This window comes from Bacillus sp. 7894-2 (assembly GCF_002272225.1).
Lineage (GTDB): Bacteria > Bacillota > Bacilli > Bacillales > Cytobacillaceae > Cytobacillus.
Genome location: NZ_NPDG01000137.1, coordinates 1 through 22,043 on the forward strand (window position 1 = coordinate 1; position 22,043 = coordinate 22,043).

The window sequence follows — 22,043 nt, forward strand, 5'->3', positions numbered from 1 at the left end:
AAAAGGGAGAAAAGACCAAGCCAGAGTCAGAACCCAGCTACACCAGCAAAAAAGCCCCGCAAAACACCAGCCTTCAAAGAAAAAAGGCTCTGGAATGACTTCCAAAGCCTCTATCATCAAGCTGATCGCGGCACAGCAGGCGCCAAGCGAATCCCGTCATAAAAAATCCTACGTGCTCAAACGATTCTTTGCCGCTTTTTTAAATGAAAACTGAGGTATGCTGATTCCGATCAGGATCAGCACAATCCCGAAAGTCTGTGCTTCTGATATCCTTTCCCCTAAAATCAGCATAGCGGCAGCAACAGCGGCCGGAAGTTCGGCAGAGCCTACAATCGTGGCAAGCCCTGAATCTAAGTGGGGTGACCCGATGGCAAAGAATACAATAGGGAAAATAGCGCCGAACAATGCCATCAAGAGACCGAATTTCCATAGGCCCCCAAGCTGAATGCCGCCGCCTATTAAGACGGGACCTGAAACAGCTGCAACCAGAAGAAGTCCGCCAAATGTGATGAAGATGCTCCTCTGGATGGTTGGAATTCCTTTGCCTGCCTTGCCGCTTGCAAAAATGAACACGGCAAAAGTAACCGCAGATAATAAGCCATAAATCAGGCCATCCGCTTGAATAGTATGTGAGCCGGAATTAATCAGGTTGCTTGCAAATACTGTTCCTATTATGAGCAGAATCGAAGAAATGATTTTGGCTTTGCTGGGCATCTTTCTTTCATACAGTGCTTCAAAAAGAATTCCAATCCAGGTGAACTGAAATAAAAGGACAACAGCGATGGAGGCCGGGTTCCGGTCAAGGCTCATTCCATACAGAATGCCCGTTAAGCTTAAGGAGGCGCCGGTCAATAACAAAGCTGCCGCTTGTTTAATGGTGATTTTCGTTCTTTTGATAAATGGGAAAGAAAGCAATAATAAAAGGAGCCCAATTAAATACTGGCTTCCGGTCAGTTCGGGAACAGAGTGGCCGGCCTGGAGTCCGAGCTTAACAATGGATGCCAGAATGCCATAACTGCATGCGCCCAGAAAAATAAAGAATGAATACTTTAAGTTTGCCATTATGGATACTCCTTTCCGAAAATAAAATGAAGCAATCAGGTCAATCATAACACCTCAGAGAGCATAAATGGCAAAGTTTTTTTTAGTACAAAAATAAGAGCCAGTGACCATTCTCACTGACTCTCTTGCAAAGATAGATTATTCTCCTAAGTAGGCTTGCAGCATCCAAATATGCGTATCCAATTTTTCCATTAGCCCGATGGCAAAGTCGTTTGTCACGTGATCTTCCTGCTCCTCGGCAAGCTGGGCTAAAGAATGTAATTGCTCTTTTATATGCTTATAATCGGAAGCAAGAGCAGCAACCATGTCTTCTGCTTTGTGTTCCCCATTAGATTCTTCAAGAGTCGTAATGCTTAGGAATTCCGTCAAGCTTGCTGCCGGTGTGCCGCCGATTGCAAGCAGGCGTTCCGCTGCCTCATCCACAACTTCCGCCGCTTCACTATATAATTCTTCGAACTTTTCATGAAGGGTAAAGAAAAGAGGGCCTTTTACAAACCAGTGGTAGCGATGCAATTTCGTATAAAGGACACTCCAGTCAGCAATTTGTACGTTTAATGCCTCATGTAATTTTTCCATCGTAATTCCCCCTAAGTTATTTATATACTAATTATAACAAATATTAATTTATAATCAATACTTATTTATAATTATTATAAATAAGGGAACAACAGTATAACCGTTGTCAATTATGGTAAAGTGATATAGTACCTATTAATAGCAGTGATAGTTAGTGAGGAATATAAATGGAATATGTTTTCTTTATTACTCTCGGGGCACTTATTAGTGTGCTCTCCGGTTTTTTTGGGGTAGGCGGGGGATTCATTCTTACTCCAACGCTTATGCTTTTTGGTTTTTCTCCAGTGGAAGCGATCACCACAAGTTTGCTGTTTTCGATTGGAACGTCCCTTTCAGGCATCTCCGCTCATATCAGGCTGAAAAATATAAGGCTTAAGCAGGGGCTGATACTTGGATTAAGCGGAATGGCAGCTACTCAGGCCGCCCATCCATTTGTTCTTTTTCTTGAGAATAAAGGCTGGGACACGTGGGCCGTGCCTGCTTTTTATATCATATTGCTGTCTTATTTTGCTTTGAGCATGCTGAAAAGAAGAGAAAAGTCAGCCCATGCTGTTCACTCTTCTGACCATTCGCCTTCCATTGTGAAGATGGTGCTGATTGGATTTTTTGCAGGATTTGTTTCTACTACATTAGGGGTTGGCGGCGGTTTTATTATGGTGCCTTTATCGGTCGCCTATTTAGGGATGATGCCGAAAAATGCGGTAGGGACCAGCTTGTTTGCTGTCATGTTAATCGTATCCGCAGGCTTCCTGTCCTACGTTTCCACTGTCAGCATTGATTATTGGATTGGCCTTTCACTCGTAGGAGGAGGCCTCATTGGCTCACAGTTTGGTGCGAAACTTACCTCTTATTTTGAGAACGAAGAGATCACGTATATGCTCGGAGCCTTATATATGGCGACAGTCGCAAGTGTGATACTGAAATTAATGCATTTGAATTATACCGGTTTAGTGCTGATGGCCATTTTTGTCGGCGGATTTCTGGTAAGAAGTCTTGTGAAAATGCAGAAAGCAAAAGCCCGGACAAAGGCAAAAAGGGAGAGGCCATAACGGCTTCTCCTTTTACATTTGGCGCAGTACCTTCATGCCGAGTGTCTGCATGCCATCTGTAAGAACAATGGCGACTGCTTTGACGAGGGCAAGTCTTGCCTGGATGCCGGCATCCTTCTCCAGGATTCTTACCTGCCCGTAATATTTATTGAAGGCCTGGGCCACATCCATCAGATATTTAGCGAGAACGGAAGGGGAAAGTTGCCGATAAGATTGTCTGATTTTCTCAGGATATTGATAGAGCAGCTTAATAATTTCCCAGCTGTAAGAATCGGATAGCCCATTTGCAGCAGATGGTATATCATCTGCCTTGCGGAGCAGGGAATAGGCCCGGGCATTGGTATATTGCAGATAGGGACCTGTTTCTCCTTCAAATGTCAGCATATCTTCAAGGGAAAATTCAATATTGTTCATGCGGTCATTTTTCAGATCATGGAACAAAATGGCTCCGATGCCAACTGCATCAGCGACTTCATTTTTATTTTCCAGACCGGGATTTTTAGCCTCGATATTGCCTTTTGCAAGAAGAACTGCTTCATCCAGGACCTCCTCCAGAAGGATGACTCTTCCTTTTCTGGTAGACATCTTTTTTCCGTCTTTTAAGTAGAGACCGAACGGGACATGTGTCATACTGTCTGCCCACTCATAGCCCATCTTTTTGATCACGCTTTTGACCTGCCTGAAATGGATGCTTTGTTCCTGGCCGACAATATATAGGGAGTGATCAAATTGATAATTTTCTCTTCTGTAAAAAGCTGCAGCCAGATCCCGTGTTGCATAAAGAGTCGCTCCGTCGGATTTTTTGATCAGGCAGGGAGGCAGGTCTTCATCAGGAAGCTCAACGACCTCCGCACCATCTGATTCAGCCAGCAGATCTTTTGCCATCAGCTCCTCTATGACGGGTTTCATTTTATCGTTATAAAAAGCTTCGCCATTGTATGAATCGAAATGAATGCCAAGCCTGTCATAAACCCGCTGGAATTCCTTCAATGATTCATCTCTAAACCAATTCCAGAGGTCCTGTGCTTCTTTATTACCGTTTTCAAGCTCTTTGAACCAGGAACGTGCCTCATCTTCAAGGGATGGATCAGGCTCTGCTTCTTCATGGAACCGTATATAAAGGCTGAGCAGCTCCCTGATCGGATGCTCCTTCACCTTATCCGGATTGCCCCACTTTTTATAAGCGGTGATCAGCTTGCCGAATTGTGTGCCCCAATCGCCTAAGTGGTTGATTCTGACAGCGGTATAACCGCATTTTCCGGCCAGGTTTCCGAGGGCATTTCCAATGACGGTTGACCGCAGATGACCCATGGAAAAGGGCTTGGCGATGTTGGGTGAAGAGAAATCAAGCACGGCTGTTTTGCCTGCACCATCCTTCAGCAGTCCAAATTCTTTTCCATCCTTCAGGATTTTTTCCAGTATGACTGCACTTGCAGCATCTTTGGAAAAAAAGATATTAATGTAGGGCCCGGCAGCTTCCGCTCTTTCAATGTACGGTCCTTTTATCTGGAAAGCAGCCTCTTCAGCAATGGAGGCAGGTGATTTCCTGAATGCTTTTGCCAGTGTAAAACAGGGAAAAGCAAGATCGCCATGTGCCGGATTCTTTGGCGTTTCGATTAAGTCTGAAATGGCTTCCTCAGAAAGCTGCCCATTCAGCACAGATGCCAGCTGATCTGCGAATATCGCTTTGAAATTAATCATTTTAAACACACCTCCCTGAAAATAAAAAAGCCCGCCTCTATATAAAATAGAGACGAGCTGAAATCTTCCCGCGGTACCACTCTGATTGTCCAAAGGACCTCTTGCGAAAGGACGTTTCAATTTATTTGAACACATTCCTTAAGGGGTTTGATAACGGGACTCCTTACCCGGCACAGCCTATTTTACTTTCAGCTGTGCATCTCCGAAGTGCGCTTCACAAAAAGGATTTCCGACAGGCTTGCACCGGCCCTGTCTCGCTTTTAGGAAAGAACCCTTTGCTACTCTCTTCATCATAGACACTAAATATATTACTGTTATTATACGCGGTTGGAATTATTTTGCAACATAATTTGAATCAGTTGAAAACATATAGTTTTTGTGATGGTAGCGAATGCTGAATATCAGTCCCATGGCCATCATGTTTCCCATAAGTGAGCTTCCGCCGTAGCTTATAAACGGAAGCGGAATGCCGGTGATTGGCAGGACCTGAATAGTCATTCCGATATTTTGGAATACATGGAAGGTGATCATGCTGATGACCCCGACGCAAATATAGGTATTAAAAGGGTCAGTCGTCTCAAGGCCTGTTTTCGTTAAGTGATAGATAAGCAGAAAGAAAAGGCTGATTACTACACTGGCGCCGAAGAAGCCATATTCCTCGCCAATGACGCTGAAGATAAAATCAGTGTGGGCATCAGGCACATATACCTGCCTGTCGGTAAAGCCTTTACCGGAAATCAAACCCGAGCCGATAGCGAGCATGGAATTATACAGCTGCATTCCGGCCCCCTGCTTGTGATTGACCGGGTCAAGCCAGGAATAAATCCTGCTGAACTGATAGGGGTCAATCCCAAGGTATTTCTCTAAAATCTCCGGTGCTATGATCACCAGGTATAGAACGGTTCCTGCTAAAGCACCGAGGATTCCATAAATCGGAACAAGGATTTTCCAGGTGATTCCGGATACCAGGATGATTCCTGCTAATATCGCGATGATGACAAGGGCGGTACCCAGGTCTTCGATAATAATCAATCCTAATGGAGGCAATGTGACTGCTCCTAGTTTGATTAGGAGAAAAAAGTCCGTGCCGGCTGTCTTAGCCTGAAACTTAAGATGGTGGTCAGCGATGATTTTGCTGAGAGCGATAATAAGGAACACCTTTACGAATTCTGAAGGCTGCACTGAACCGAGTCCGGGAATGATATACCACAATGTAGCCCCTTTGCGTTCTGGTGCAATACTTTCCGGTGCAATGAATAGCCCGACAAGCAATAGGATGCCTAAACCGTACAGCAGCCATGTGAGTCTCCGGATTTGCTCGCTGTCAAAATACATGACAATCCCTACAATGACAGCACCAACAATATAATTTTTAATTTGTGATATAACAAAATTCCCTTCATATTGATTGGAAGATTGTCCGCTGTATATCGCAATGCAGCTGATGAGAAAAAACAGCAGCAGGAGAAAGCATAACGTCCAATCAAATCGGTCTGAGAATCTATTATTCTGGTTCATTATATACACCTGGTTTCTTTACCTTTTTACATTTTTATCCTACCAAAGAAAAATTAACCTTACAATCGAGAAAGGGATTTCATTAGTTAGACGAATAAATTACCATGATGGTTTCCTGTATTTTCAAAAAAACGGATTAAAAATTTTTTCTCATCTGCAAAGATATTTTCAGATATTTTTGCTACAATAAGAGGATAAAATACTGGAAGTTTGGCAGGCAGTTTCATAAGAAGCTGTCTTTTTATCAATTTGGCTACGGTTCGGAGGTTTCGTCATTGAAAAGAAGGAATCAAACTATTCGTGATCTCATCTACATCCATCTTAATGAACAGGATCAGTATGTAATGACATATGGAATTGAGTTTGCAGAGTTTGCCCAGACTCTTTCAGATTCTATTAATAATTTACTGCTGTTAAAGCACCGTTATGAACATGGGGACTTTAATAGCCACACGATGTTCGATTATGTGTCAAGGGACAAGCTGGGCAGGCTGGTTGAGGATGATGTATACGGCTATGGCGATTTTTGCTGGATTGACTTCGAGGAAGAGGAAGCGGTGAATGAGCTTCCGGGCCAGACAATTGCGGAGCTTCTTTATCTCGGCCATATTAAAGAGCATCTTAAGCTGCCATTTTACAATTATCTGAGCAACCGGTATGTGTACCTTGCCCATGACGATGGCTGGTTTAACCGCACTTATTATCGCGATCTGAACGATTTTTACCGTATGCTTGGGGAAGTGATCCCCGGGAAAATGGGACAGATGAAGGTAGAAAAAACGCTCCTTGGCATTAAGAAGAAAAAGACGTATCCTCCTATTACCAGAGATGTCCTGCTTTCATTAAAGCCCCTCATGAAAGAAGGAGCGGTCCTTTCCATTAAGGATATCGAACAGAATCGGGTCAGGATCGAGATTCCAATTTGGATTATTGGTGATTTTGCTAATATGGATGATATGTATGATGAGTACGAAGCCATAGTAAAAGAGCCATGTGAGGCAAAGATTGTGTTCGATAAGAAGACAAAAGAATGGAAAATATACTCTCGTTAGAATTCTGAACTTTTTTACAACATTCCGCAATTTTCTATTACTTTTCTGCGGGATGGTGTATAATCAGAAATAGAAAATTTTATATCCGCAATAGAACAGGTGTCTTCTCAAAAGGGCTTTAAAGCAAGCTCTTTTGAAGACTTAATAGGGAAGCTGGTGAAATTCCAGCGCGGTCCCGCCACTGTAAATGGTAGCTGTCTGCAAATCCACTGTACACACAAGTATGGGAAGGAGCAGAACGCATTGACCATGAGCCAGGAGACCTGCCTGATTCTTAAGCACCCATAAACCTACGAGGATAGGGAGGTGTTTGGTCCGGCCATCTATTCTGCAATTTTTTGTAAATGACCATACCAACATCTCCTTGCCATTCGAGGGGATGTTTTTTTTATTTTTGGTGACAGGCACCACCCGAATTTTGTCGAAAGTTATAGGAGGATTGCTGAGAATGAAAAAGTTTTATGTATTTTTATTAACTATCCTGCTTGCTGCAGGAGTGCTTGCAGGCTGCGGCGATAGTACTGAACAGCCAAAAGAAGAGAAAAAGGTTGAGGAAGGGCAGAGTGTTGCATTTCCTGTAACGATAAATGACGCGCTGGATAATGAAGTGGTCATTGAAGCCAAGCCCGAAAGAATCGTTTCCGTGATTCCAAGCAACACTGAAATAGCATTCGAATTAGGGCTTGGAGAAGAAGTGGTCGGGGTCTCGGATTTTGATAACTACCCGCCAGAAGCCGCAGAAAAGGAAAAAATCGGAGGATTGGAATTTAATGTAGAGAAAGTGATCTCCTTAAATCCAGACCTTGTCCTTGCCCACGCTTCAAGTGCACAATATTCGGAAGCAGGTCTTCAGCAATTAAGGGATGCAGGTGTAACCGTCCTTGTTGTCAATGACGCGAAGAGCTTTGATCAGGTATTTGAATCCATTGAAATGATTGGGACCGCAGCGGGAGAGAAGGAAAAAGCAGAAACTCTTGTTTCAGACATGAAGAGCCAGCTTGAGGAAATCAAAACAAAAGCTAATGGGATAAAAGAAGAGGACCGCAAATCGGTAATGGTTGAAGTTTCACCTGCTCCGGAAATCTATGCAGCAGGGACTGAGACGTTTATGGACGAAATGCTGAGTGCCATCAACACAGAAAATATCATTACGGAAGAAGGATGGCCGAAGATGGATCCGGAAGCGATTATCGAACGGAATCCGGATGTGATCATCACAACTCATGGCTATTACACTGAAGATGCTGTCGGCAATGTCTTAAGCCGCGATGGCTGGCAGGATATAACCGCAGTGAAAAATAAGCAGATTATCGATGTTGATTCCGATATGGTAACCCGCTCTGGCCCTCGTATTATTGAAGGAGTCGAGGAACTTGCAAAAGCAGTATATCCGGACGTATTTAAATAATAAATTACTGGCTTATGTAACAGCAGCAGCTTTCCTGCTTTGTGCCGTGCTGATGGGGATCTCAATCGGAACCGTGTCCATTCATCCCATGACGATCATCAGAGTAATCAGCGCTGAGATATTTTCCTTTGTTTCATTGGAAAACACAGATAGCATGCATGCAAATATTATTATGAATATCAGGCTTCCGCGCGTATTGCTGGCAGGTTTGGTCGGGGCGTCTCTTGCCATTGCAGGAGCAGCCTTTCAAGGCTTATTAAGAAATCCGCTGGCAGATCCCTTTACAATCGGGGTATCTTCCGGAGCTTCGCTTGGTGCAGTTTTAACCTTGTTCTTTGGCTTATCCATTCCGTTTGCAGGAATGTTTACGCTGCCTTTATTCAGCATCTTATTTGCCTTTTTAACTATTTTTGCGGTTTTGCTTTTTGCGAGAAATATTGAAAGATCCATGAAAGTGGAAACGATTATTTTGACAGGCATTATCTTCAGTTCTTTTCTTGGAGCCCTCATCTCTCTGATGATTGCTCTGACTGGTGAGGAGCTGAGACAGATCATCGGCTGGCTTCTTGGAAGTGTGTCGATGAGAGGCTGGGCGTATATTAACATTATCCTTCCGTTCTTTGTGATAGGCGCGGTTCTTCTGTTAGTGAACAGCAAAGAGCTTAATGCCATGAGCTTCGGAGAGGAAAAGGCCCGGCATATCGGGGTGGACGTTCAGAAGAGAAAGATGATGGTCCTGATAGCAGGCTCTATCTTAACGGGTGCGGCTGTTGCTGTGTCTGGAACGGTAGGATTTGTCGGACTTGTGATTCCTCATCTGACCAGGATGTTATGGGGGCCGGATCATAGGCATTTGCTGCCGCTATCCATTCTGGTGGGAGCAGGTTTCCTTATTATTGCCGATCTGGTTTCACGGACGATCATTGCTCCTGCCGAGCTTCCGATCGGTGTGATTACAGCCTTAATCGGTGCACCTGTTTTTGGGGCTATTTTAATGAGAAGAAGGAATAAACTTTAAGCGCATAAAGGCGCTTGTGCTTTTCGAATCAAGAAAGAAGTGATAACTCATGCTAAGAGCCCAACAAATCACAGGCGGGTATGCCGGTGCGCCGGTTGTAAAAAATATCAGCTTTGAAGTGGAAAAAGGAGAGCTTTTCGGGATATTGGGGCCGAATGGAAGCGGCAAGACGACAATTCTGAAGATGCTGAGCGGCATTCTGCCCCATACAGCTGGTGATATTGTGATCAAAGGTAAGAACCTATCAGAATATACACCGAAAGAACTGGCGAAAATCATGGCTGTTCTGCCCCAGCATTCCTCACAGGCCTTTTCTTATACTGTAAAGGAAACGGTTTCCCTTGGCCGCTATGCTCATCAAAAGGGCTGGTTCCAGAGCTGGACCGGCAAGGATGAAGAAGCGGTTAACAGGGTTATGGAGCAGACGGGCATCTCCCGATTTCAGGATGCTGATATTCAGCAATTATCCGGCGGGGAAAGACAGAGGGTGTTTTTAGCACAGGCCCTTGCCCAGGAGCCGGAGATATTATTGCTGGATGAGCCGACGAACCATCTTGACTTGTCTTATCAGAAAGAACTGCTTGATCTCCTTTCTGTATGGTCAAAGGACTGCGGGCTGACGGTTATTTCCATCTTCCATGATTTGAATCTGGCCGGCCTGTACTGTGACCGCCTGCTGCTGCTGGAGAATGGCGAAGTCAATATTAACCATGTTCCTAATGAAGTTTTAAAAGAAGGGCGGATACGGGAGGTTTACAGGACGAAGATCGAGAAGCTGCCGCATCCAAGAGTGGCGGCCCCTCAGATGGTGCTGGTGCCTGAGCGCTCACAGGCAGAAAGCCAATTAGAGAAGCGCATCGATCCAGCCAGCCTGGAGGTACGGGAGGATTTGCTGGTCCTTCGCTCGCCATTTCCGCTTAAAACCATGTCTTCAGGTGTAACCGGATCGGGGACTGGCTGGAATCGGATTTTTCTTAACCGGCATGTGAGCAAGAATTATGACTGCAGCGATCATCGTGCAGAGATGGCGGAATTTGTCCGGGAAATCGGCTTTGAACCCGGAGAAACTGTGGGGATGATGACAGCCGTATATATTGAAGATTTCAGCAGCAAATTTTATGAAGAAGATACATTCTCTGTGTTTGTGGTCGTAACAGCCGGTGTCGGCAATGCGGTTGATGCTTCGAGAAGTGAAGAGCATTCTTATCATCTGACTCCGGGTACAATCAATACATGGATTTTCGTTAATGGCCATCTGACAGAGGAAGCCTTTATTCAATCCATTATGACTGCAACCGAGGCCAAGACCAGGGCTTTATTTGACCAGAACGTTAAAGATATTGTCACAGGGTCGATAGCGACCGGAACATCAACTGACAGTATTTTGATTGCCGCCACACAGCAGGGAGAAAGCCTGGAGTATGCAGGTACTATTACACCGCTGGGCAAAGTGATTGGCAAAGGTGTGTACGAATGTACTGTTGAGGCGATAAAAAAATCGCAAAGCAGGGTAAAAAGATGATGTTATATCACCTGATCGCGCTAACCTTTGCCTGGATACTGGATAAGCTGATAGGGGACCCGCCAAACTGGCCGCATCCGGTCAGGTGGATGGGTGCCCTGATACATAAACTTGAACAAGCTCTGAATAAAGGCCGCTTTAGAAAATTAAAAGGGATCCTCATGCTAGTGATCGTGCTGCTGGCAGCAGGTGGCATCACCTTTTTCCTTACCTGGCTCTTTTATGAAATTCATCCGATCGCAGGCATCCTGGCAGAAGGAATTCTTATCTTCACAGCCATTGCTCAAAAGAGTTTAAAAGAGGCAGCGCTGGAGGTATATGAGCCTCTGGCAAAAGGTGATATGGAAACAGCAAGAGTAAAGCTTTCATACATTGTCGGCAGGGATACAGATCGGCTGGATGAACCAGGCATTGTCCGGGCTGCTGTGGAGACAGTGGCGGAAAACACCAGTGATGGCATAACTGCTCCATTATTTTGGGCTATGATCGGCGGTGCACCGCTGGCTCTCATCTACCGGGTCATTAATACATGTGATTCGATGGTTGGCCACATGAATGAACGATATATGGATTTTGGATGGGCTTCTGCCAAAGCGGATGATATCGTAAACTGGATTCCAAGCCGGCTGACATCGGTTTGCATCATGCTCACACAAAAGCCGGAGCATGCTCCATATGAGGAGGCATGGGGAATCCTTTTAAGTGATGCACCGAAGCATCCGAGCCCGAATAGCGGCTGGGGGGAAGCTGCTGTTGCAGCTCTTCTGGGCGTACAGCTGGGCGGGATCAATTTTTATAAGGATGTCATCTCTAACCGTGCGACAATGGGCAAGCCAATGGTTATGCTTGAAAAAGAACATATCATAAAAAGTATCTCGATTATGAACAAAGCAGTTTTCCTATTTTTGCTTCTATTATGGACAGGAGGGATGTTTCTTGATCTTGCCTTCACACGGATCTAATCCGCAATATTTATATGAAGCGATGGATAAGCAAATGCCTGAGGAGCGGATTGATTTCAGTGCCAATATCAATCCCCTGGGCCCTCCCAGTGAATTAAAAGACAGGTGGGGAAGCTTATTCCCATACATTAGCGACTATCCGGATCCCCATGCTGCCCTTTTAAAAAGTAAATTGGCGGCTGCAGAGGGAATAAAAGAAACACAAATTCTGGTCGGAAATGGAGGCGCCGAGCTGATCACACTGATTGGCCGGATGATAGCCGGGAAAAGTGCGCTGATTATTCAGCCGGCCTTTTCGGAATATGAAGAGGCCTGCCGGGTTAATAATTGCAGAGTCTCCTATTATCAGCTGGAGGCTGAAGATTGGAATTTGGATATGGAAGCGCTATCCGGAAGTCTCAAAGACGCTGATGCCGTGTTCTTCTGCAACCCAAATAATCCGACGGGCGTCCACTACCCCAAAGCTTTGGTGGAGAAGCTGTTAGAGAAGTGTCAGATTCACAGCTGCCTGCTTATTATGGATGAAGCTTTTTATGACTTTGCCTGCGACTATCAATCTATTGTCATAGAAAAGGATTCAAATGTTGTGGTGCTGCGCTCCATGACGAAGATGTTTTCGATACCCGGCCTGCGCCTTGGATACATGATGGCAGGTGAGAGATTGATTGAAAGAGCTGCTGCCCTGAAACCGCACTGGAGCGTGAATGCCCTTGCTTTAAAAGCAGGAGAGTGGTGTCTGGACAGCAAGGAGCATGTCAGGCTGACAAAAAATTTGATTCGGCAGGAGAGAGAGAGGCTGGTTTCGTTTTATCAGAGATTAAATTTTTCTGTTTCTCCTTCTGCCGTAAACTTTTATTTATTAAGGGATCCACGCCTGGATGATCAGCTGCCTTTATTTCAATTTCTACTGGAAAAGGGCATGATCCCGAGGCACACGATGAATTTCCCCGGCCTGGAAGGAAGATGGCTGCGCTTTGCGATTAAGGGGCCGAAAGACAATGATGTGCTGATGGAGGCGATGGAGGAATGGCGGAAGGTGCGCTGATTTTTATCACGGGGGGCGTGCGGAGCGGAAAAAGCTCATTTGCGGAGAAGCTTTCTGCCAGGCTCGCAGAAAAAACAGACGGAAAGCTTCATTACATTGCTGCCGGAAAAGCATACGATTCCGAGATGAAAGAGCGGATTCAGAGGCACCAGGATGACCGGGGTAAGAGCGGCTTGGGCTGGACAACCTGGGAGAAGCCTTCTGCACTTGAAGAGATCTCGGGAAACTTTACCCATCAGGATATAATTCTTTTCGATTGCTTGACCACTCTCTTGAATAATGAGCTTTTTAAAGCGGAGGATAGTTGGCGGACCAGAGAATTCCAGGAAAAACTATCATCAGATATCCTCAGGGCTATCAATGAAATCCGGCAAAAAAGCAAAACCTTGATCATAGTCAGCAACGAAGTCCTGAATGAGCCAATTGGCGAAAACGAATTGGTATTTACATATGCGAAACTATTGGGGATGCTCCACAGGGAAATCGTAAAGATGGCTGATGAAGCCTATCTTGTTGAAGCAGGCATTCCCATTCAAATGAAAGGAGAGCCGGCATGAAAGGGATCATGATTCAGGGGACTTCATCCGATGTCGGGAAAAGCCTGATTGCTACCGCTCTTTGCAGGGCATTTGCAAATGAAGGATATCGCGTAGCTCCATTTAAATCTCAGAATATGTGCAACTATACGTATCAAACCAAAATAGGAAAGGAAATCGGCAGAGCGCAGGGACTGCAGGCAGAGGCCGCAAAGACTGCAGCGAATGAATGGATGAATCCGATTTTGCTTAAGCCTATGGCCGGCGGGCAATCCGAGGTTATCATGCTTGGGAACCATGCAGAAGTTGTTTCAGGAAGCTCTTATCAGAATGATTATTATAAAAAGGGCCTTGAAGCAATCACGCTGTCACTTCAAAAATTGCAGGAGAAGTATGAGATTCTGGTACTGGAAGGAGCAGGGAGCCCGGTCGAGATCAATTTAAAGGAAAAAGAGCTTGCTAATATGAAGGCTGCGGAAATGGCGGATGTTCCCGTGATTTTGGCAGCGGACATTGAAAGAGGCGGAATTTTCGCAAGTATAATCGGAACGCTGGAGCTGTTAAGCCCTCAGGAGCGAGCCCGGGTAAAAGGCATCATTATTAATAAATTTCATGGGAATCCGGAGCTTTTTGAGGACGGGAAACTGTGGATAGAAGAAAAAACCGGGCTTCCGGTACTGGCTGTACTCCCTTACATAGGCCAGCATGGCATTCCTGTTGAAGATTCTCTTTCAGATGGACCTGCAGCCGCTCATCCGGAAACAGTGGATGACAGCAAATATGATGAGCTGTCTGAAGCGATGCTAAAGCATCTTGATTGGGAAAAATTAAAGGAAATTGTCGTTAGCTGGAGAAAACAGAATGAAATGGCTTAAAGGATTATTGATCAATCTTCAATTTTTCACAAGCATTCCCATTCCGATCTCCCTGCCCATGGATAAGCCTCATCTGGAGAAGGCAATCAGAACCTTTCCTATAGCCGGCCTCATTCAGGGGTGCATATATGCATTCATTCTCTATGCTTTTCTTGAATGGACTCCCTTTTCACCATTGGCAGCAGCCTTTGCGGTCTGGCTGGCCGGCATTTTGCTGACCGGCGGGATTCATCTCGATGGGTGGATGGATGCGAGCGATGCGTTCTTCTCCTATCGCGATCAGGAGAGGCGGCTTGACATCATGAGTGATCCCCGGGTGGGAGCGTTCGGGGTGCTGTCTGTTATTGTCCTGCTGGGTGCCCGATTTCTATTTATCTATGAAATTGTGCTTTTATCAAATCCAACTTCCTATTTTTTAATAGCCATGATTCCATTTTTAAGCAAGATGGTAATGGGGACATTGCTGATAAAAGTTAAGGGGGCCAAAAAAGAGGGGCTGGGCTCATTATTTCAACAGGCTGCTGCTAGAACCACCCTGTCTATTTACCCTGTCTTCCTTCTGGCCGCCGCGGCAGCTGCCTGGCTGGCTGGTTACCCGGCTATTGTTGGATTTCTTTTCATGGTTCTTTTTTCAATATTGTTTTTCGTATTATTATCAAGAAAAGTCATTGCCTGGTTTGGCGGAATGACAGGGGATGTCCTTGGGGCCAGTGTGGAAGGGACGGAGGTGCTTTTATGGATGATACTGTGGCTGTTGCATTATTTCGTCATGGGCTGACAGAGGCCAATAAGTCCCATGCTTATCTGGGCTGGACAGATTCTCCTCTGTGTACGGAACATAAGAATAAGCTTGCCGCGGCATCTCAACACTATAGCAGAATTTTTACAAGTGATTTAGGCAGATGTATGAAGACGGCAGCTATTCTTTTCCCGAATCATTCTATTGAATCATGTCCCGAATGGAGAGAAATGCATTTTGGTGAGTGGGAAGGCAGGACTTATCAAGAGCTGCATGATAACCCAGCTTATCAAAAATGGCTGGAAGATCCTTTCACAGGAGTGCTGCCTGGAGGGGAATCCTTTTCAGCATTTACAGCAAGAGTTGATAAAGGGTGGCAGAATTTAACCGATCAATTGCTTCGGAAGGATATTCGTGATGCTGCCGTTATTACACACGGCGGAGTCATAAGATTCCTTCTTGGAAAGTATGCACCGGAGCAAAAAGAATTCTGGGAATGGCAAGTTCCGTTTGGAAGAGGCTATGAGCTTAGATGGACACGGGAAGAGTTTAGGAGGGGAGAACGATGCACTTCATTACAGGAGGCAGGTTTAACGGGAAGTCCGAATGGGTGAAGAATTTTTATCAATTGGCAGACACTCCTCATAAATGGATTTCAGCTTATCATTGTGAGTCGGCCGGCGATCTTGATCGAAACCTGATTGTCTTTGAGGGAATTGAGCTAATGATTCGGGAGTGGTCGCAAGCACTGGAGTTTGAAGAGATTCGGGAAAAGTGGCAGGAGATGCTGGAAAAGTGGCTCCAATGGGAAAAAGCAGATGTTAGCCGGAAAGTCGTTTTAATCGGATCTGATATTTCAAAAGGGATTGTTCCGATGGAGGCGCTTGACCGAAAGTGGCGGGATGCAGCAGGATGGGCCTTTCAGGATACCGCTGCTACTGCAGATAGAGTCGATTTGATTTGGTATGGCATCAATCAAAAAATAAAATGAAATGGGGAATCGCTGATGAAACTTTATACACGGACTGGTGATGAGGGAAAAACAAGCATTATCGGAGGCAGAGTGGAGAAGGATGATGTAAGGGTTGAAGCCTATGGAACGGTAGATGAAGTCAACTGTTTTGTCGGGCAGGCCATGACACAGCTGGATCCGGCCATTTTTCAGGATGTTCTGGAGGATCTGGAGAAGATTCAGCATGAGCTTTTTGACTGTGGCGGCGACCTTGCGAATGTTACGAAAAAGCGTGAGCTTAAATTGACGAAGGATTCTGTTGATTATTTGGAGACTAAGATTGATAGTTTGATTGAAGAAGCACCAAAGCTTGAAAGATTTATTCTGCCTGGAGGAGCACCTGCATCTGCATCTATTCATATTGCCAGGACAGTAACCCGCAGAGCGGAGCGTCTTGTGGTCTCACTAAAAAAAGCGGATCCGGAAACCTCTGTAGTGGCACTGAAATTCCTGAATCGCTTGTCTGATTACTTCTTTGCCCTGGCAAGAGTGATTAATTTCCGTCTGAACCAAAAGGATGTGGAATATGTGCGCAGTGCGAATGTATTCCGTGAAGGAAAGCGCAAGGAGGATAAGTAATGAAAAGCATGCGACTGGGCATGGCCGCCATGCTGATTGCACTGACAGCAATCGGTGCAGCGATTAAAGTTCCTGCCGTTATCGGAAGCGTGGCACTGGATGCATTTCCTGCCTTACTCGCAGCCGTGCTGCTTGGCGGCTATGGCGGAGCGGCCGTTGCTGCCATCGGGCATCTGCTGTCAGCATTATTGGGCGGCTTGCCTTTAGGGCCCCTTCATCTCTTGATTGCTGTTGAAATGGCATTTCTAGTCTTTGTTTTCAGCTCATTATACCAGAGAGGCAGGCACTGGCTCGCAGGGATTCTTTTTGTGTTAGGCAATGCCTTTGCAGCTCCGCTTCCATTTATCCTCTTAATGGGGCAGGCCTTTTACCTGGCGATTGTGCCTTCTCTTTTTATAGGTTCTGTGATTAATGCTGTCATTGCTTACATAGCGATTCCAAGGCTTGTCAAGCTTGTGGGACCGGCCTTGGCCAAAGCGGGTGCTGAGCAGTGAGGGATGTCTTAAGCTTCCCTTTTAATGCTGAAGAAACCATTGTGGCAGCCAGTGATAACAGCGGAGCAATCGGCGAGAAAGAGCAGGATGCTGTCCGTGTTCCTTACGAGACCGTTTCGTACTATTCCTTCCGTGTCGCTGTCATGGAATGTTTGTCTGCAGGTGCTCAGCCATTTGCTGCTGCCCTTCAGAATTTCTGCGGCGATGATGCCTGGGACCCGCTTATACAGGGCATTAAAAAGGGGGCTGATGAATTAGGCCTTACGGAACTGCAAATCAACGGAAGTACAGAAAGCAACTTTAACCTTCTTCAATCTGCGGTAGGCTTAACTGTACTTGGCAAAAGGAAGGGAGAGCTGCCTGCTGATGACCTAATCTATACAGAGGATACAAGGATAGCGGTGATCGGTTCCCCTTTGGTTGGCCTGGAGCTGATTGAGAGGGAGGCGGAGGCAGCGCCCCTAAAGATTTTTAAAATGATTAATTCCATTGAGGATACTGAGACGCTTCCTGTAGGATCAAAAGGTATTCTGGCCGAGCTGAACGGGCTGTTTTTCAATAGGGAATTTGAGGTTGAGGACTTCGAATCAGGAGTGGATCTGCAGAAATCAGGAGGTCCATCCACTTGCTTTATCGCGGTATTTCCTGAGAAGAAATCGGAAGAGATCAGGAAGATGGCAGGCCATTATTTTCATTTATTGGATATAAAAATATGAAAAAAGCTGCTCAATTTCTTTCTAATTACTGTAACTTTTAAAAATGATTTCAGAGTCTAAAAGGAGAAAATACCTCCTAAATTGAAATCATATCATGTAAAGAAACTTTGAAGAGGTGAACGTAATGGAATTGAAGCTGGGGTATGTCATTTTATATGCGGAAAGTCTGGAAAGAACGAAGCATTTTTATGGTGAATTGCTGGGCCTGAAACTTAGGAATGAATTTGGAACTTACATCGAGTATGATACAGGCAGCACCATTCTTTCCTTCAATACGAGAGAAGGCGGACGGGAAGTCACCGGGCTGCCGATACCGGATGGAGTGAGGAAGGAGCAGACATTCGAGCTGGGGTTTGTGACGGAAGAAGTGGAAGCACTTGTTGGTAAGCTCAAGACCGCAGGGGTGCCAGTCCTGCTCGAGCCGATTGAAAAGCCCTGGGGACAGAAAGTGGCATATGTGGAAGATCCGGATGGGCATTATATTGAGATTTGTTCACCTATCGGTTAAAAATGACTCTGTTACAGGGTCATTTTTTTTGTTGAACGCATAGTAATCGTGAGATTTCAAAAGAAAAAACTAGATTTTAAGTATTATTTGCGCTTACATGAGGGCTTGTAAATATAAGTAAATGTGTTATGATTCTATATGTTTTTGTCGGCCCGGCTTTGATGAGAGTTCAAAGTCATTACTATAAATCTATTAGAACGAGGTGTTTATTTGAGAGTTTTAACAAAAAAAGAACAATGGTTTGGCAATGTGAAGGGAGACATCCTTGCTGGAATCGTAGTGGCATTGGCACTGATTCCTGAGGCGATTGCTTTCTCCATTATTGCAGGTGTAGATCCGATGATTGGATTGTATGCTTCGTTCTGTATTGCTGTGACCATTGCTATAGTAGGCGGAAGGCCTGGTATGATTTCTGCGGCAACCGGTGCGATGGCTTTATTGATGGTTACTTTAGTAGCTGATCACGGGCTGCAGTATTTATTTGCTGCGACTATTTTGACTGGAGTTCTGCAGATTTTATTCGGTGTGCTTAAGCTGGCCCGTTTTATGAAGTTCATTCCGCGTGCGGTGATGATTGGGTTTGTTAACGCATTGGCGATTTTAATTTTTATGGCTCAGTTGGAGCAATTTGTAGATGCTACTTGGGTGATGTATGCAATGGTTGCCGGTGCACTGGCGATTATTTATCTTTTCCCGAGATTTACGAAAGCAGTGCCATCTCCTCTGGTAGCGATAATTGTTATTACGATTATTGCCATCATGACAAAGAGTGATGTACGCACAGTTGGCGATATGGGAACCATCACCTCAGCTCTTCCGGCATTCTTTATACCGGATGTTCCATTGAACCTTGAGACTCTGAAAATCATTTTCCCTTACTCTATTGCGCTTGCGATCGTGGGCTTGCTTGAATCTCTGCTGACTGCATCGATTGTGGATGACATGACCGATACGGCCAGTGATAAGAACATGGAAAGCCGCGGACAGGGAATTGCAAATATCGTGTCCGGTTTATTCGGCGGAATGGCAGGCTGTGCGATGATTGGACAGTCCGTCATTAATGTGAAGTCCGGCGGCAGAGGCAGACTGTCTGCTTTGGTAGCCGGCACATTCCTTATGTTTCTGATTTTAGTATTAGGAAATATTGTCGTTCAAATACCGATGGCTGCATTAGTCGGAGTTATGATCATGGTTTCGATCGGTACTTTTGACTGGTCATCCATTAAGGGACTTGCTAAGACGCCTGTCACTGATTCGATTGTTATGGTGACAACCACTGTTACAACTGTTTTCACTCATGACTTATCAAAAGGAGTTTTCGCGGGGATTATCCTAAGTGCGATTTTCTTTGTCGCTAAAATTTCGAAAGTGCATGTTGCATCACGAGTTGAAGGAGATAAGAAAATATACGCTGTAACAGGCCAGGTTTTCTTTGCCTCTGTAGAGGAACTTGTAGCGGCATTCGACTTTAATGAGGAATTAAAAGAAGTAGAAATCGACTTTTCGCAGGCGCATGTCTGGGATGACTCAGGTGTCGCTGCCATCGATAAGATTGTATTAAAGCTTCGGGACAATGGTGTGCTGGTCCGCCTATCAGGGTTAAATGCGCCAAGCTCGAACTTGATTGAGCGTTTGGCCGTTCACCGCAAACCTGGTGCGAAATTATCCGGCCATTAATAATATTATAATAAATACCACAGTCAGCTTTGACTGTGGTATTTTTTTTATAAGAATATGTTAGGGGTGAGGCTCTGTGTTTAAAAAAATACTGATTGCTGCAGATGGATCCGATCATTCCATTCGTGCAGCCGATAAAGCCATTCAACTGGCTGAACAGAATCCTGATTCTGAAATTACCGTGGTGTATGCTGTTGATGGTCAGACCTCAAAAGAAGATATCCTTCATCATTTTGATAAAAGTATAGTGGACCAGGTGAGAAAAAAGCGTTTAGAGCCAATAGAAAATTTATTAAAAGAAAAGGGCATTCCATATGAAATAAAAATACTGCAGGGAGAGCCTGGACCAGCCATTGTGGAGTTTGCCAACAAAATGGATTTTGATGTTGCTGTAGTTGGCAGCCGTGGTTTGAATACACTTCAGGAAATGGTGCTCGGAAGTGTCAGCCATAAAATAGCCAAACGTGTGAAAGCGCCTGTTATGATTGTTAAGTAAAGTGAAAAGGTACACTTTTTCACTATCTGGGTCGTGTAAAGCTGTTACAGCGCCTAACTGCAAAAAAAGATGCCCCAACAGGGACATCTTTTTTTCAATCAGCCGGCTTTCACTGCCGATTGGGGCTGAAGCTTCTTCTCTTTGCCGCTTGCCTTATCAGAGAGCAGGGTGAGCGCACCGTCACCAGTTACATTACACGCAGTTCCAAAACTGTCCTGGGCAAGGTATAGAGCAATCATAAGCGCAAGCATGGTTTCATTGAATCCGAGCATGCTTTCAAGCAGACCCAATGCGGCCATAACAGCTCCTCCAGGAACACCTGGAGCCGCGATCATTGTAATTCCAAGCATTAATATGAAAGGCAGGATTTCTGCAAATGATGTGGTTTGTCCCTGCAGCATCATTACGGCGATCGCACAGCTCACAATGGTGATTGTGCTACCGGAAAGATGAATCGTTGCCAGTAATGGTACAGAGAAATCCGCCACTTTTTCGCGTGCACCAAGCTTTTTAACCTGTTTAAGCGTAACAGGAATCGTGGATGCGGATGACTGGGTTCCAAGCGCCGTAAAGTAAGCAGGCATCATATTTTTCATGAGTCTTAGCGGATTGGCTTTCATCAGGCTGCCTGCCGCTGAATATTGAAGCAGTAAAAATAAAAGATGAAGAGCAATAATCATGACAAAGACTTTGGCAAATACAGAAATAATGGCGCCAACCTGGCCGCCCTGCGTCATATTGGCGAAGATCCCGAAAATATGGACAGGAAGCAAAGGAATGATGACCTTTTCAATCAGTTTTTCAATAATATCACGGAAATCATTCATCGCATTTTGCAGGGTGTTTCCTTTAATTGCGGCCAATCCAAGACCTAAAGTGAATGAAATCAGCAGTGCCGTCATGACACCCATTACCGGAGGCATGTCCACCTGGAAAAAGGGTGAAAGCAAAGCATCCTCAGGATTCTCAAACTCTTTGAAGTTTTGGTTTTTTAATAGAATAGGATATAACACCGTCGCAGAAAAATAGGCAATTAAACCGGCAGTGACTGTGGAAGCATAAGCAAAACCGGTTGTAATCCCAAGCAGTTTCCCTGCCCCTTTCCCCATGCTGCCGATTCCTGGCGCGATGAATCCGATAATAATTAACGGAATCGCGAAACCAAGAAAGTTTCCGAACAGTCCATTAAAAGTAGCAAATAGCTGAATAAGCCATTGGGGAGAAAAAGAACCTATTAAAATACCCAATGCAATAGCAGCAATAATTCTGGGAAGCAAACCGAACTTCATTATTTTTGTCCTCCTAAAAAATACAATTGTTTTTATTAGGGGGATTATATCCTGTTTTGCAGCAAAAGTTAATAGATAAAACTTTTGTTTTAATAATAAAAAAACTCTGATTATTACGAGTGGATTAAGGGTTCTGCTCTATAAAAGGAAGGTAAACGTTTTCCTGAAATAATTATTTCCGAAAAAGGAAATTATTTATGTTTAGGCTG

At 44.9% G+C, this 22,043-nt stretch carries 23 protein-coding genes, 1 riboswitch and 1 other annotated feature; of the genes, 18 read left to right on the plus strand and 5 right to left on the minus strand.

All coding sequences use genetic code 11. The features are described 5' to 3' along the window. Positions 1-168 precede the first annotated feature (168 nt). Positions 169-1,062: an EamA family transporter gene (locus tag CHI10_RS19555; protein ID WP_095245856.1), complete on the minus strand. Its 894-nt coding sequence runs from the start codon at positions 1,060-1,062 to the stop codon at positions 169-171. A gap of 138 nt (positions 1,063-1,200) precedes the next feature. Further along, a complete protein-coding gene (locus tag CHI10_RS19560) occupies positions 1,201-1,638 on the minus strand; it encodes a Dps family protein (protein WP_095245857.1) in 438 nt (145 codons plus the stop codon). Between the two features lie 167 nt (positions 1,639-1,805). Here CHI10_RS19560 and CHI10_RS19565 point away from each other — a divergent pair, with 167 nt between their 5' ends. Continuing rightward, entirely contained in the window at positions 1,806-2,687 is an 882-nt protein-coding gene (locus CHI10_RS19565; protein WP_095245858.1) for a sulfite exporter TauE/SafE family protein, read from the plus strand. A gap of 12 nt (positions 2,688-2,699) precedes the next feature. On the opposite strand, the gene argS is transcribed toward CHI10_RS19565, so the two are convergent. Together argS and CHI10_RS19575 are read right to left on the minus strand one after the other, a co-directional pair. After that, positions 2,700-4,385 (minus strand): arginine--tRNA ligase, encoded by a 1,686-nt coding sequence (argS, locus tag CHI10_RS19570; protein WP_179289089.1) that lies wholly within the window; start codon positions 4,383-4,385, stop codon positions 2,700-2,702. Positions 4,386-4,433: 48 nt separating this feature from the next. Then, positions 4,434-4,691, minus strand: a binding site (T-box leader). Between the two features lie 30 nt (positions 4,692-4,721). Beyond that, the gene (locus tag CHI10_RS19575; RefSeq protein WP_095245860.1) at positions 4,722-5,906 is read right to left on the minus strand and encodes an FtsW/RodA/SpoVE family cell cycle protein; all 1,185 of its coding nucleotides are present in this window, start codon (positions 5,904-5,906) and stop codon (positions 4,722-4,724) included. 275 nt (positions 5,907-6,181) lie between these two features. On the opposite strand from CHI10_RS19575, the gene CHI10_RS19580 reads away from it, so the two are divergent. From CHI10_RS19580 to CHI10_RS19660, 17 genes are all read left to right on the plus strand, one after another. Beyond that, positions 6,182-6,958: a hypothetical protein gene (locus CHI10_RS19580; RefSeq protein WP_095245861.1), complete on the plus strand. Its 777-nt coding sequence runs from the start codon at positions 6,182-6,184 to the stop codon at positions 6,956-6,958. An 80-nt stretch (positions 6,959-7,038) separates the two neighbouring features. Next, positions 7,039-7,243, plus strand: a riboswitch (cobalamin riboswitch). Between the two features lie 163 nt (positions 7,244-7,406). Further along, on the plus strand, positions 7,407-8,366 hold the full coding sequence (locus tag CHI10_RS19585) for an ABC transporter substrate-binding protein (RefSeq protein WP_095245862.1): 960 nt from the start codon (positions 7,407-7,409) through the stop codon (positions 8,364-8,366). Further along, positions 8,332-9,384 carry a FecCD family ABC transporter permease gene (locus CHI10_RS19590; RefSeq protein WP_095245863.1) on the plus strand — a complete coding sequence of 351 codons (1,053 nt, stop codon included), beginning with the start codon at positions 8,332-8,334 and terminating at the stop codon, positions 9,382-9,384. Before CHI10_RS19585 ends, CHI10_RS19590 begins: the two co-directional genes overlap by 35 nt. Positions 9,385-9,433: 49 nt before the next feature. After that, positions 9,434-10,906, plus strand: a complete 1,473-nt coding sequence (locus tag CHI10_RS19595; RefSeq protein WP_095245864.1) for an adenosylcobinamide amidohydrolase — start codon at positions 9,434-9,436, stop codon at positions 10,904-10,906. Then, a complete protein-coding gene (gene cbiB, locus CHI10_RS19600) occupies positions 10,903-11,868 on the plus strand; it encodes an adenosylcobinamide-phosphate synthase CbiB (RefSeq protein ID WP_095245865.1) in 966 nt (321 codons plus the stop codon). The genes CHI10_RS19595 and cbiB overlap by 4 nt, the downstream gene beginning before the upstream one ends. After that, on the plus strand, positions 11,843-12,913 hold the full coding sequence (gene cobD / locus CHI10_RS19605; RefSeq protein ID WP_095245866.1) for a threonine-phosphate decarboxylase CobD: 1,071 nt from the start codon (positions 11,843-11,845) through the stop codon (positions 12,911-12,913). The genes cbiB and cobD overlap by 26 nt, the downstream gene beginning before the upstream one ends. Beyond that, positions 12,895-13,470: a bifunctional adenosylcobinamide kinase/adenosylcobinamide-phosphate guanylyltransferase gene (locus CHI10_RS19610; RefSeq protein ID WP_095245867.1), complete on the plus strand. Its 576-nt coding sequence runs from the start codon at positions 12,895-12,897 to the stop codon at positions 13,468-13,470. The genes cobD and CHI10_RS19610 overlap by 19 nt, the downstream gene beginning before the upstream one ends. Next, positions 13,467-14,324, plus strand: a complete 858-nt coding sequence (locus tag CHI10_RS19615; RefSeq protein WP_095245868.1) for a cobyric acid synthase — start codon at positions 13,467-13,469, stop codon at positions 14,322-14,324. The genes CHI10_RS19610 and CHI10_RS19615 overlap by 4 nt, the downstream gene beginning before the upstream one ends. Further along, positions 14,311-15,102: an adenosylcobinamide-GDP ribazoletransferase gene (gene cobS / locus CHI10_RS19620; protein ID WP_095245869.1), complete on the plus strand. Its 792-nt coding sequence runs from the start codon at positions 14,311-14,313 to the stop codon at positions 15,100-15,102. The genes CHI10_RS19615 and cobS overlap by 14 nt, the downstream gene beginning before the upstream one ends. After that, the gene (locus tag CHI10_RS19625; protein ID WP_095245877.1) at positions 15,060-15,677 is read left to right on the plus strand and encodes a histidine phosphatase family protein; all 618 of its coding nucleotides are present in this window, start codon (positions 15,060-15,062) and stop codon (positions 15,675-15,677) included. The genes cobS and CHI10_RS19625 overlap by 43 nt, the downstream gene beginning before the upstream one ends. Further along, on the plus strand, positions 15,629-16,054 hold the full coding sequence (locus CHI10_RS19630) for a bifunctional adenosylcobinamide kinase/adenosylcobinamide-phosphate guanylyltransferase (RefSeq protein ID WP_095245870.1): 426 nt from the start codon (positions 15,629-15,631) through the stop codon (positions 16,052-16,054). Before CHI10_RS19625 ends, CHI10_RS19630 begins: the two co-directional genes overlap by 49 nt. 15 nt (positions 16,055-16,069) lie before the next feature. After that, positions 16,070-16,654 (plus strand): cob(I)yrinic acid a,c-diamide adenosyltransferase, encoded by a 585-nt coding sequence (locus tag CHI10_RS19635; RefSeq protein WP_095245871.1) that lies wholly within the window; start codon positions 16,070-16,072, stop codon positions 16,652-16,654. Beyond that, on the plus strand, positions 16,654-17,148 hold the full coding sequence (locus tag CHI10_RS19640) for an ECF transporter S component (RefSeq protein ID WP_095245872.1): 495 nt from the start codon (positions 16,654-16,656) through the stop codon (positions 17,146-17,148). The genes CHI10_RS19635 and CHI10_RS19640 overlap by 1 nt, the downstream gene beginning before the upstream one ends. Then, positions 17,145-17,864 (plus strand): ATP-binding protein, encoded by a 720-nt coding sequence (locus tag CHI10_RS19645; RefSeq protein WP_095245873.1) that lies wholly within the window; start codon positions 17,145-17,147, stop codon positions 17,862-17,864. Before CHI10_RS19640 ends, CHI10_RS19645 begins: the two co-directional genes overlap by 4 nt. Positions 17,865-17,988: 124 nt before the next feature. Next, positions 17,989-18,372, plus strand: coding sequence for a VOC family protein (locus CHI10_RS19650; RefSeq protein WP_095245874.1), 384 nt, complete (start codon positions 17,989-17,991; stop codon positions 18,370-18,372). A 210-nt stretch (positions 18,373-18,582) separates the two neighbouring features. Beyond that, complete coding sequence (locus CHI10_RS19655; protein ID WP_095245875.1) at positions 18,583-20,049, plus strand: SulP family inorganic anion transporter; 1,467 nt, start codon at positions 18,583-18,585, stop codon at positions 20,047-20,049. Between the two features lie 76 nt (positions 20,050-20,125). Beyond that, entirely contained in the window at positions 20,126-20,545 is a 420-nt protein-coding gene (locus CHI10_RS19660) for a universal stress protein (RefSeq protein WP_095245876.1), read from the plus strand. A gap of 98 nt (positions 20,546-20,643) precedes the next feature. On the opposite strand, the gene CHI10_RS19665 is transcribed toward CHI10_RS19660, so the two are convergent. Further along, positions 20,644-21,834, minus strand: a complete 1,191-nt coding sequence (locus CHI10_RS19665; protein WP_076262992.1) for a dicarboxylate/amino acid:cation symporter — start codon at positions 21,832-21,834, stop codon at positions 20,644-20,646. Positions 21,835-22,043: the final 209 nt, after the last annotated feature.